Source organism: Acidiphilium sp. PA, assembly GCF_026191915.1.
Taxonomy (GTDB): Bacteria; Pseudomonadota; Alphaproteobacteria; order Acetobacterales; family Acetobacteraceae; genus Acidiphilium.
In genome coordinates this window covers 1-10,765 of record NZ_JAIMBY010000044.1, presented here as the reverse complement: position 1 = coordinate 10,765, position 10,765 = coordinate 1, and the positions used below count along the sequence as shown (strand labels likewise).

At 57.4% G+C, this 10,765-nt stretch carries 10 protein-coding genes and 3 pseudogenes; 9 read left to right on the top strand and 4 right to left on the bottom strand.

What is annotated here, in order from left to right; genetic code table 11:
- The 3 genes from AruPA_RS20610 to AruPA_RS20600 all read left to right on the top strand — a co-directional run.
- A partial coding sequence (locus AruPA_RS20610) for a hypothetical protein (protein WP_265638620.1) occupies window positions 1-210 on the top strand: 210 nt, incomplete at its 5' end.
- 105 nt (window positions 211-315) lie between these two features.
- Window positions 316-552: a hypothetical protein gene (locus AruPA_RS20605; protein WP_265638619.1), complete on the top strand. Its 237-nt coding sequence runs from the start codon at window positions 316-318 to the stop codon at window positions 550-552.
- A 10-nt stretch (window positions 553-562) separates the two neighbouring features.
- Complete coding sequence (locus AruPA_RS20600; protein ID WP_265638618.1) at window positions 563-1,198, top strand: DUF6969 family protein; 636 nt, start codon at window positions 563-565, stop codon at window positions 1,196-1,198.
- An 8-nt stretch (window positions 1,199-1,206) separates the two neighbouring features.
- On the opposite strand, the gene AruPA_RS20595 is transcribed toward AruPA_RS20600, so the two are convergent.
- The 3 genes from AruPA_RS20595 to AruPA_RS20585 all read right to left on the bottom strand — a co-directional run bounded on the left by AruPA_RS20595 (window position 1,207) and on the right by AruPA_RS20585 (window position 3,072).
- Window positions 1,207-1,890, bottom strand: coding sequence for a haloacid dehalogenase type II (locus tag AruPA_RS20595; RefSeq protein WP_265638617.1), 684 nt, complete (start codon window positions 1,888-1,890; stop codon window positions 1,207-1,209).
- On the bottom strand, window positions 1,887-2,408 hold the full coding sequence (locus tag AruPA_RS20590; RefSeq protein ID WP_265638616.1) for a redoxin domain-containing protein: 522 nt from the start codon (window positions 2,406-2,408) through the stop codon (window positions 1,887-1,889). The genes AruPA_RS20595 and AruPA_RS20590 overlap by 4 nt, the downstream gene beginning before the upstream one ends.
- A gap of 61 nt (window positions 2,409-2,469) precedes the next feature.
- Window positions 2,470-3,072 (bottom strand): TetR/AcrR family transcriptional regulator, encoded by a 603-nt coding sequence (locus AruPA_RS20585; protein ID WP_265638615.1) that lies wholly within the window; start codon window positions 3,070-3,072, stop codon window positions 2,470-2,472.
- A gap of 107 nt (window positions 3,073-3,179) precedes the next feature.
- On the opposite strand from AruPA_RS20585, the gene AruPA_RS20580 reads away from it, so the two are divergent.
- From AruPA_RS20580 to AruPA_RS20555, 6 genes and pseudogenes are all read left to right on the top strand, one after another.
- The gene (locus AruPA_RS20580; RefSeq protein ID WP_265638614.1) at window positions 3,180-3,842 is read left to right on the top strand and encodes a DsbA family protein; all 663 of its coding nucleotides are present in this window, start codon (window positions 3,180-3,182) and stop codon (window positions 3,840-3,842) included.
- On the top strand, window positions 3,839-4,294 hold the full coding sequence (locus tag AruPA_RS20575; protein ID WP_265638613.1) for a DUF1330 domain-containing protein: 456 nt from the start codon (window positions 3,839-3,841) through the stop codon (window positions 4,292-4,294). The genes AruPA_RS20580 and AruPA_RS20575 overlap by 4 nt, the downstream gene beginning before the upstream one ends.
- A 183-nt stretch (window positions 4,295-4,477) precedes the next feature.
- Window positions 4,478-5,533 (top strand): annotated as a pseudogene (locus AruPA_RS20570) (chloride channel protein).
- Window positions 5,534-5,569: 36 nt separating this feature from the next.
- Window positions 5,570-5,995, top strand: a pseudogene (locus tag AruPA_RS20565) (transposase); the annotation flags it as partial.
- A 474-nt stretch (window positions 5,996-6,469) separates the two neighbouring features.
- Window positions 6,470-7,792, top strand: coding sequence for a group II intron reverse transcriptase/maturase (ltrA, locus tag AruPA_RS20560; protein WP_265638612.1), 1,323 nt, complete (start codon window positions 6,470-6,472; stop codon window positions 7,790-7,792).
- A gap of 97 nt (window positions 7,793-7,889) precedes the next feature.
- Window positions 7,890-8,303: pseudogene (locus tag AruPA_RS20555) on the top strand (IS5 family transposase); the annotation flags it as partial.
- Window positions 8,304-8,578: 275 nt separating this feature from the next.
- On the opposite strand, the gene AruPA_RS20550 reads toward AruPA_RS20555, so the two are convergent.
- A partial coding sequence (locus AruPA_RS20550) for a bifunctional diguanylate cyclase/phosphodiesterase (RefSeq protein ID WP_265638611.1) occupies window positions 8,579-10,765 on the bottom strand: 2,187 nt, incomplete at its 5' end.

The following is a 10,765-nucleotide window of genomic DNA, read 5'->3' as shown; positions in this document are numbered from 1 at the left end:
GCAACCGTTGCCTGCTCGCGCAGCGCCTCCAAGGCAATCTGCGCCTTCAGCGCCGCCTCAATCTTCCGTCTCGTCTTGCTCATGTTCCGCTCCGTCTATCATGACAAAACGGCCAAGTTCCAACTTAGAGCCCGGTCCCATTTCCCGCGTCCACTTCAGTCCAACCTACCGGCACCACCGCAGCTAAAACTGGAGGAGGTTTATGGGTAAGCAGGATGTGTTGTGACGAGATCGTACGTCGCACGTGTTTCTCTTGGCTGCGCGTGATTCGATCATATGTGACGCGCACAGACGATAATCCAGGAAGGATACACCATGACGAACTCCTCGCACCGCATCACCGGAACATCGCTCGCGCTCGGTTCGGCCGTGGCCATCGCCGGGCTGGTCGCGGTGCTGCCGGCCCAGGCGGCGACCACCAGCAACAATTGCAGCGGCAAGAGCGCTACATCGAAATCGGGCGATAAAATGGGCAGCATGAAGTCCGCTCACCCGGCAATGTCGAAGATGAAAATGAAATCCTCCAACGGCGCCACCTGCTCCGGCAAATGATTCCGCTGCTATGGTCGACCAGGATCGGATCGAAGCGGGTGCCGCTCTGGTTGCGGCATTGCGCTCGATCGAGGATCGGCGCTCAAATCTGGTTGCGGAATTGCTCGGTGGTGCACCGTTCATCGCGTTCAACCATCATCCGCCCGGCGACGTCTTCGATCCGACGACGGGTGCGCAATATTATTTCCATGCGCATGCCCCCGGCGAGCACCGTCAGGGCAGTGCCGGCTGGGAAGAAATCGGCCATATCCATACCTTCGTCCGGCCGGAAGGGCGGCTTGACGATTCACCGATCCATCATCTGATCGCGATCGCGCTCGATCGGTTCGGCCGCCCGATCAGCCTGTTCACCACCAATCGCTGGGTCACCGGCGATGATTTCATCCCGGCGTCCCAAGCTGTTCGTTATGCACGCGACTATCGCCTGACCGATCAGGCGCCCGCCAGCCGATGCGTCGACGCCCTGTTCACCCTGTTCGCGACTGATATTGCCGATCTGCTGATGGAGCGGGACGCGACGATAGATGCCTGGCGCCGCACCCACGAGGGCAGTGACGCGTTGGAGGATCGGGCGCTGGAGATCACTTCATCGCGCGTGATCGATATCGTTGCGGTGCTGTCCGAACTTCAGAGCATGGTCGACTGATGCGGCGATCAGCCGGAGACCAAGTGGCCAGCGAGTGACGACAGAGTCTTGAGCACGATGATTGGCTGCCCGGGCAGCCGCTCTGCCGGTTGTCCGGTTCGGTTACACCAGGCAACCTGAAAGCCGAACGCTGCAGCGCCGTAGGCGTCCCAGCCATTCGACGATATGAAGCAGATCAACTCGCGCGGCAGGCTCAGGCGATCGACCGCGAGCTGATACACTTCGGGCGCCGGCTTGAAGACGCCGACCGCCTCGACCGATAGCACATGATCAAGCTCCGCGCCGATCTCAGCGTGATCAATCGCCGCCTTGAGCATCGCCGACGTGCCGTTGGACAAGATAGCGGTGGCGAGTCCGGCTGCCTTCAGGGCTTTCAGCATCGCCGGCACCTCAGGATAGGCTGAAACGGTCCGGTACAGGTCGAGCAGTTGCGTGCGGTGCCCTGCATCGGCCAACCCGGTACTTTCGAGTGCGTAATCGAGTGCCTCGGCGGTCACCTGCTCGAAATCGGCGTAGCGGTGCTGCAGGCTGCGAAGGAGCGTGTACTGGATCTGCTTGTCCCGCCAAATCGATCCAAGAACGGCGCGTTTCGCCTCGGGGATATCAGCGCACCGCGCGACCGCGGAATTGAAATCGAACAAGGTGCCATAGGCATCGAACACACATGCTTTGATACCGGCGAGTTGGCTCATCGATGGGTGCCCCGGATCGGGTAAGCACTGGCGATCACGAATTCGAGGCCACCCAGCAGCACGTCAAGATCGGGTCGGGTGAACGGGGCATTCGAGATATCGATAATTTGAAGTGATCCTCCGGGGTTTACAATAAACAGCCCGGGTTCGGGAAAGGGATGATCGGTTTCGGTGGCCGAACGTGGTTCTGAAATATAGAGTCCGAGTTCCTGCATCATCGGCACATCGATGCCGTACAACAGCGGAAAATTCGGCTTGACGGCATCGAAGGTTTCCCGTGTCTGAGCTTCGCTATCGGCTGACAAAGCTGCAACATTCACGCCCAGGGTCTCGAATTTTTCAAGGCGCTGCTTGATCTTGCCGAGATAGCCTTTGCAGATCGGGCAATGTTTGCCGCGATAGACGAACAGGGCCTGCCAGGTACCACTACCACCGAACTGATAATCGGGACCATCGATGCGCGTGAACTCCAGTGGTAAGAAATTCTGACCGGGATGTAGTTTTTGTGTTTTGTCCATAAGCAAGACTCCTTCGATTGGATCATGGCACCGCGTGCCCCATCGGCGCTGCGAGATCAGTTCACTTCGGTGCCGGGATTGAGAGGGAGACGGACGTCAACGCATGGGCGACGAGACGCTCCAACCGCTCGCGTTCGGGCGCAAGGCGGGCCAAAACACGAATTGCAAGTACGGCTGCCAGCAGAATTTCTGCCATGACCGCAGGTTCGATCCCAGGATGTGTGGTTCCCGACGCCCTTGCTTTCTCCAGTTGGATCCGAAAAAACGTTTCGACCTCTCCAAGACGTGTCCGCGCCGTATTCCGTGCCGCCTGCGACATTTTGCCGCCGTCGAGGACCGAATTGACGAGTAGGCACCCGAGGCGATCTGGATCGTTTATTGAGAGATCGATGATCTCATCAAAAAATTGCCGGATCGCGGCGAGGGGGTCGGCGATCGCGGTTAATCTGGCCAGCCGCGACGTCAAACCCTGCTGCGCGTAGCGATCTAGTACTGCTGTGAAGAGACCATCCTTGTCACGATAGCGATGATAGAGCGATGCTGCGCTTAGCCCGGTTACCGAGGTGAGATCACGTAACGACGCATCGGCATACCCGTGCCGCCAGAACACGCCGACGGCGCGATCGAGCACGATCTCATCGGTCAGCGTGCGTGGGCGAGGCATCGGCTGTGAACGTTCTGTTGCATCATAGGGGGTTGGATAATATATCGATCGTTATAATACAATCCCGGCCTTTCCGGCTGGAACCATGAGATCGACCAGGAGCGCCGATGAACCAGCCCCATCTCGTCTACTTTGCCGATCCGATGTGTTCGTGGTGCTATGGGTTTGCGCCAGTGATCGAGGCCATCCGCGCCGAATTCGGACATCGCCTGCCGATCCGCCTGATACTTGGCGGTTTGCGCCCCGGGACCACCACCCCGATGGATGATGCCGCCAAAACCCGCACGCGGGCGCATTGGGACCATGTCCAGGAAGCGTCTGACCAGGTCTTTGATTATGCGTTCTTCGAGCGGGACGGCTTTGTTTACGACACCGAACCTGCCTGTCGTGCGGTCGTGTGGGTGCGGCGGCAATCTTCGGAGGCGGCGCTCGACTTGCTCGACCACCTGCATCACGCCTTTTATGGCGGAAACCGCGATATCACCGACCCTGCGGTGTTGGCGGATATCGTCAGCAAGGCAGGTTTCGACCCGGCGGCATTTGCGGCAAATTTCACAGATGCCGAACTCGTCAAGGAGACTGAGCGGGATTTCCAGATCAGCCAGCAGACAGGCGTAACCGGCTTTCCGACTTTGATTGCTGGGAAGGGCGGTGATTCGGATTATGCACTGTTGACCGCAGGGTTTCAGGTCAAACAGCGGATCTTGCCCGCGCTGGCATGGTGGTTGGACCACCAACAAGGTTCAGCGCAAGACGAGAATGCGATATGACTGAAAACACGCAGGAGGACGTGGCTATGGTCCAGTTCATCGATCCGACTCGAGATCAATTCGCAGCATTTCAGGCATTACCGCGCGATGGCGCGATCCACATGCTCAACCTCGTCCGTTTTCGGGTCCATGCGGCGTATCCGGACGGGCGGGAGATTTCCGGCGCCGATGCGTATCGGGCCTATGCCCGCGAGAGCGGCCCGATTTTTACCCATGTCGGTGGTCGGCAGGTCTGGCTCGGTCGGTTCGAGCAAACCCTGATCGGGCCGGTAACCGAGCGCTGGGACGCGGTGTTCATTGCCGAATATCCCTCGGTTGCCGCGTTTGTCGCCATGGTCCGTGATCCCACTTATCGGGCCGCGGTCACACATCGGCAGGCTGCCGTTGAAACCTCACGCTTGATACGTCTCGAACCGTGCCATGCAGGAAGTGCTTTTGGGGAGGCTGGGTGAGATGTCCGTGGCCAGTAGTCAGGGAAGGGGGGGCTCACGACTTTGTCATATTTGAATACTGCAACATAAGATCGGTTCAATCCGAACACTGCAAGGAGCCGGTGTCGTTCTGACTCCGAACCGACTATTTGACCCTACCCGCCGCAGCAGTCTTGGTTCCGCCCTTGATTACGTTCAGGGTCGATGCCTTCTCTGGCCCGCCTTCGCATCGCGCGCGAATTATTGAACATTTTTTTTCGAGGGAGACAGTTCGCAATGCAAGCGGTGAAACGAAATCTGATCTTTGTTCCAGCCGCAATTCTCACTGGGCTGATTTCGATTACGTTTGGAATCGGAGTCGTGCGCGCCAGTGCCCTTTTTGCCCATCTCACCACCCGCCGGCTGTGGCTGACGCTTCTGCTGTGCCCGATCGGGTTTGCTAGTATTGTGTTTCTCACCCGCAGGGTATTTCCCGGCGCGCAAGGGTCGGGCATCCCACAAGCAATGGCCGTCATGTCGATGGAGAACCCAACAGACGTCGACACCGTGCTCTCGGTCCGCATCGCCGTGGGTAAATTTCTACTAACCCTTGCGGGTTTCGCGGCGGGAGCCTCGATCGGCAAAGAAGGCCCGACCGTACAGATCGGCTGTGTTGTGATGAATATCTTTGGCCGGTTCGGATTGGAACGTAGCCATGCCCAGCAACGCTTATTGATTCTGGCCGGTGGCGCGGCGGGCATTACCTGCGCGTTCAACGCGCCGGTCGCCGGCATTTTGTTTGCCATCGAGTAGATGGCCGGCAGCTTTGACGATCGTTTGGCACGCTCGATCATCCTCGCTGCCTTTGCCAGCGGCATCACGCTTCTGCTTCTCCGCGGTTACCAGCCCTATTTTGGCTTCTCTCGAGCCACATTGCCGTTGGGGCTGATCTGGATGCTCGTCCCACTCTGCGCAGTGATCGGTGGTATCGCGGGTGGTGCATTTGCACAGGTGCTGGTTACGCCGGCGCGGTTCATGCCAGGACCGGTCAATCGTCTTGCAAAGGATCACCCTATTGGTTTCGCGTTGCTGTGCGGCTTTGTGCTGGCAGGACTTGGCCTGATTTCACACGGACAGATCTTCGATGCGAGCTACGGCGAGGCGCATGAAGCCTTGACCAAGGCCGTGTTGCCACCATTCGACTTCGCGCCGCTTAGAGGCCATTTCGGAATCAACGCGGAACGTTTTCGGCGCGGGGTTGGATGGCCGGACCCGATGTGATTCCATGCAGGTGTTCGAAGCCTTGTTGGAGATCACATGTGGACGCCGACCACCCGCGCGCAGCATAGCCGCGCAGGCCTACGTTATGGAAGTGACGTCACCGATGCAGAGTGGGCGATCCTTTCACCGTTTTTGCCTCCCCCGCGTTCGTGCGGCTGCCCGCGCAAGTGGGAGATGCGACAGATCGTCAATGCGATATTATACGTCCTGCGCGGCGGCATCGCTTGGAGCCTGCTGCCCAAGGACTTCCCGCCCGCCCCCACGGTTTATCGCTGGTTTGCACGGTTCCGCGACGACGGTACCTGGGAGCGGATCAACCACCACCTGGTTATGCTCGACCGCGAGCGGGCTGGCTGCGAAGCGAGCCCGACAGCCGCCGTGATCGATAGTCAGAGCGTCAAGACGACCGAGAGCGGCGGCATCCGCGGCTATGACGCCGGCAAGAGTGCGCCTCGAAGGCGTGCATCATCTATGGAGGAAGGTTCCATCCGGAAAGTTGTCGATTTGATCCGGAAGCTGACGAGCGGCTCTGTTGGGCAACCGACCGGGTCGAAGCCTCGTGACAAAGGCCGCCTTGGGTGGCCGAGCGATCCAACGGGCCGTAACGCGAGTGAAGTTCGAGCAGGCCTCGAAAGAGTCGATGCAGATGCCGACCCGTCTCTTGCTCGGGGAAGGCCGCGTAGACAGGGAAGCAATCGACACATGCACCTGTCTGATCTGCCGGGGTATTGGACACAGCACGTTGGAATGGTGATGCGGGTAATCGAGGGAGACCCGTCCAGGTCGGAGGTCGCGGCTTCAACACCGCTACAGGGCGGTGGACCGGGCGGGTGTCGGACAGGGTCGTATGACCGTCGAAGCCGGGTAACGCCGGCTGAGGAAAGGACCCTGACTTCTGGTGTGCTTTCGACGTTGGCAAGGTGGGGGTGATTGGCGATGAGCCTACAAACGCCCGACAAGATCAGGAGCCTTCAGAGAAAGCTGTATCGCAAGGCGAAGGAGGAGCCTGCCTTCCGCTTCTACATTCTCTACGACAAGGTCTGTCGCGAAGACATCCTGCGCCACGCCTATGCGCTGGCCCGCGCCAATGCGGGTGCGCCGGGGGTGGATGGGGTGACGTTCAAGCAGATCGAAGCGTCGGGCGTGGAAGCCTGGTTGGTGGGCTTGCGTGAGGACCTCGTCTCGAAGACCTACCGGCCCGATCCGGTGCGAAGGGTAATGATCCCAAAGCCCGGCGGCGGTGAACGACCGCTCGGCATTCCGACGATCCGGGACCGAGTGGTTCAGACTGCCGCCAAGATCGTGCTGGAACCGGTGTTTGAGGCGGACTTCGAGGACAGCGCTTACGGTTATCGGCCGCGTCGGAGCGCGATCGATGCCGTCAAGGAAACGCACCGGCTGTTGTGCCGGGGCCATACCGACATCGTCGACGCCGATTTGTCGAAATATTTCGACACGATCCCGCACGCGGACCTCCTCCTATCGGTGGGCCGCCGCATCGTCGATCGGCACGTGCTGTGGCTGATCAAGCTGTGGCTACGGGCGCCGGTCGAGGAAAGGGATGGCAACGGGAACCGACGGATGAGTGGCGGCAAGGGTCATAAATGCGGCACGCCCCAGGGCGGCGTCGCCAGCCCATTGCTGGCGAACATCTACATGAACCGGTTCCTGAAGCACTGGCGCCAGACGGGACGGGGCGAGGCATTTCGCGCGCACGTCGTCTCCTATGCCGACGACTTCGTCATCCTCAGCCGCGGTCACGCGGATGAGGCGCTGGCGTGGACGAGGGCGGTGATGACGAAACTCGGGCTGACGCTCAACGAGGCGAAAACCTCGGTGAAGGATGCTCGGCGCGAAGGCTTTGACTTCCTTGGCTACACCCTGGGACCGCGCCACCTGCCCAACGGAGGCCGCTGGTATCTGGGAGCAAGCCCGTCCAAGAAGAGTGTGCAGAGGGTCAAACAGAAGGTTGGCGAACTGCTTGTACCGGGTAACAAGGGCACCTGGGATGAGGTGAGTGTACGATTGAACCGCGTCCTGCGCGGATGGTCGGCCTACTTCTCCCACGGCGCTCTCGCGTCTGCGTACGAGGCCGTCGATCAGCATGTCTATGACCGGACGCGGCACTTCCTCCGACAACGACACAAAGTGCAAGGGCGTGGGACGGACCAGTTCTCTCGTGAGAATGTCTACGGGGAATTGGGCGTGCTGAGCCTTCGACGCGAGCGCGGACGGTCGTCACCGTGGGCCTTGCGATGAAGCCAGTCGGAAAGCCGGATGCGGGAAATCCGCACGTCCGGTTTGATGAGCGGGGACGGGAAACGGGGCTTCGCCACCGCGCCCGTCCTCGACTCTACAGATCAAGGGACGAAAGCGCCACATCGTTACCGACAGCTTGGGCAATCTACTGGACGTGATAGTGCACACGGCCGACATCCAGGACCGCGACGGTGCGCCTGCGGTGATCGAGAGCGTGCGGGACAGTTATCCCAGCCTCGTCAAGTTGTTTGCCGATGGCGGCTACGCCGGCGAGAAACTGCGAACTGCCATCGCTCACATCGAGAGCCTGGCCATTGACATCGTCAAACGATCCGACAGCGCTGCGGGTTTCGTCGTACTCGCCAAGCGATGGGTGGTCGAGCGGACGTTCGCTTGGCTCAATCGTTGCCGACGCCTTGCCAAGGATTGGGAAGCCTCCACCGCTTCGTCAGAAGCCTGGCTGCTCATCGCCTCCATCCGCCGAACCGTCAGATTCGTCGCACGCGCATGAAAAAAATCAGACCAAATTACGAGTCAGACTCTAAGATCACTCCGCTACACGCCTGAGGCCGGACGGTTACCTCGCAATCGCGGGCGGGGTAGCCGCACCGACCTTTGACGGGCTGTATCCCGGCGAATGGGCCCACCCCACATTTAGTGGGTGTGGGTGACAACCAGATAGGCAAGCATCGGATTTCCGCTCGTTACGAAAAACAGACCGACGCACAACGTACTGAAATCACGCAACTATCATTCGGCGTCAGGCTCCAAGAGGAAGATTCTTCCTCAGTCCTGCCTGTCAGCCGCTTTTGGTTCCGCGTCAGTTATACAGTTGCCGCCGGCAATAAACTTTATTATATCATTTTCGTCCATAGGTCGCGCGAGCAAATAACCTTGCACGAAGTCACATCCGAGATCCCGAACGTATTGCAATTGACGAGGGGTTTCAACACCCTCAACCGTGACTGGAATATTCAAGGCCTGTGCCATACCCATGATGGCTTCAAAAACTGGCTCACGGTCGTTTTGGTGGCAAACTCGTGAAACAAAAGATCTATCAACTTTAATGAAATCAAAATTAAATATATTTATATATGAAAGCGACGAATAGCCCGTTCCAAAATCGTCTAGAATAATTGAAACACCAGCGTCTTGGATGCTCCGTAGTATTTCTATACATGACGATTTTTCCGTCATAAGAATGGATTCGGTTACCTCAATCTTTAGTCTTTCAGCAGGAAGTCCGGCATCGGAAAGCGCAGCCAGCACCGCGCCGAGTAAGTCATTATTTTCAAATTGCTTGATCGAGGCATTCACCGCTATTTTTATATGCGGCGGCCACCTTCGAGCGGCTTGACACGCATGCCGTAAGACCCAATTCCCAATAGGGATTATCAAGCCCGTCTCTTCTGCGACTGGAATAAATTCTGCAGGAGGAATTAGGCCCCGCTCAGGGTGATGCCAACGAATCAACGCTTCGACACCAGCAATTGACAAGTCCAAGGTTTTCAATATTGGTTGATATGCTAAGGTAAATTGGTTTGTATCAATCGCAGCAAGAAGATCGGAACGCATCCGCTTCGTCCAATCTGCTTTGACTTGCATATCAGGTCGAAACAATAGATAAGTACCCCGCGATTTTGTCTTTGCTTCGTATAACGCCAGATCTGCTTGCTTGTAGAGAAGATCTTCGTCGACACAACCAATGCTCGCAACCGCTACCCCGATAGACAGGGTGGTCGACAGAGCAATGCCCTCGATTTCAAATGGCGCCTTCATTGCGACGCCTATCCGCTCTGCGAGGCGGATCGAGTCTTTAGACGTGCTTACACCCGTCTGGAGGATAGCGAACTCATCACCACCGCAACGTGCCAGAAGGTCGTTGCCGCGGATGCACGATCTGAGACGAATCACGAGTTGCTTTAAGAGTTGATCACCTACGGGATGACCATATAGGTCATTCGCCTCTTTGAAATAATCAAGATCAAGACATAGCAATGCTACACGATTACCGGAATGCTGACCTGCTAGGCTTTCGCTTACTCGTTCAAAAAACGAATTTCGATTAAGTGTGCCGGTTAATAGATCATGGCTCGCCGCATAGGATATCTTCCTTCTGTTTATGATTTTTTCAGAAATATCTCTAATAAATATTGCAACGTCGTCGTCGCCAGCGTAGACATTGACCTCGTACCAAGCGTCAAATGGTGGCCAGAATATTTCAAACTGTTCATTCGATGCACCTTTTGAAACCGCTTCAATCGCTTGTCTAATGCGATAAGTGTGCCCGTCTTTGAATAAACTGATGGCGCTGGAACCTATGAAATTTACGGATGCGCCAACTAGTTTTTCTGCGATATTATTGGTGAACTTTATTGTCCCGCTTTTGTCACAGACGATCACGCCGTCGCCTGTTGTTCTGAGCACCCTTAGCGCAAGCATCTCAGATGCCCGCCGACTTTCCTCCGCGGCGCGTCGATCGGTTACATCCTCGAGCGTACCATACCAACGAACTATCTGGGCTTGGCTGTCCAGCCGTGCTGCAGCGCGGGCGCGGAACCACCCATAACGCCCATCATGGAGCCTAACCCGGTATTCGATATCCACCGCCTCTCCGGTTGAGATACTCCGAAGCCAAGTCTCAAGAACACGAGGGCGATCTGCTTCATGAACAGCACTAACCCAACCTTGCGGAAAGGTCTCATCGGGTGTCATCCCGGTCAACTTAAACCATAATGGTCCAACTTCCGTGATATTCCCAAATGGGTCCGCGAGCCATGGAATCTGCGGATGCAAGTTGACCATGTGCCTATAATGATCTTCGCTTTCCGCTAACGCAGCCTCGATCATGCGATACGAGGAGATATCCTGTGTAGTCCCATGTAAACGGATGACGCTGCCATCGGAAGCCACTACGGCCTCGGCGTACGTCAGCATGCTGTGGATAGAACCATCAGGATAAATGATCCGGTA

What these genes read in the sequence shown, in the direction of transcription:
- AruPA_RS20590 (WP_265638616.1), bottom strand. Translation starts at nt 2,408, where the DNA reads ATGGACAAAACACAAAAACTACATCCCGGTCAGAATTTCTTACCACTG.
- AruPA_RS20605 (WP_265638619.1), top strand. Translation starts at nt 316, where the DNA reads ATGACGAACTCCTCGCACCGCATCACCGGAACATCGCTCGCGCTCGGT.
- AruPA_RS20575 (WP_265638613.1), top strand. Translation starts at nt 3,839, where the DNA reads ATGACTGAAAACACGCAGGAGGACGTGGCTATGGTCCAGTTCATCGAT.
- AruPA_RS20595 (WP_265638617.1), bottom strand. Translation starts at nt 1,890, where the DNA reads ATGAGCCAACTCGCCGGTATCAAAGCATGTGTGTTCGATGCCTATGGC.
- AruPA_RS20580 (WP_265638614.1), top strand. Translation starts at nt 3,180, where the DNA reads ATGAACCAGCCCCATCTCGTCTACTTTGCCGATCCGATGTGTTCGTGG.
- AruPA_RS20585 (WP_265638615.1), bottom strand. Translation starts at nt 3,072, where the DNA reads ATGCCTCGCCCACGCACGCTGACCGATGAGATCGTGCTCGATCGCGCC.
- ltrA (WP_265638612.1), top strand. Translation starts at nt 6,470, where the DNA reads ATGAGCCTACAAACGCCCGACAAGATCAGGAGCCTTCAGAGAAAGCTG.
- AruPA_RS20600 (WP_265638618.1), top strand. Translation starts at nt 563, where the DNA reads ATGGTCGACCAGGATCGGATCGAAGCGGGTGCCGCTCTGGTTGCGGCA.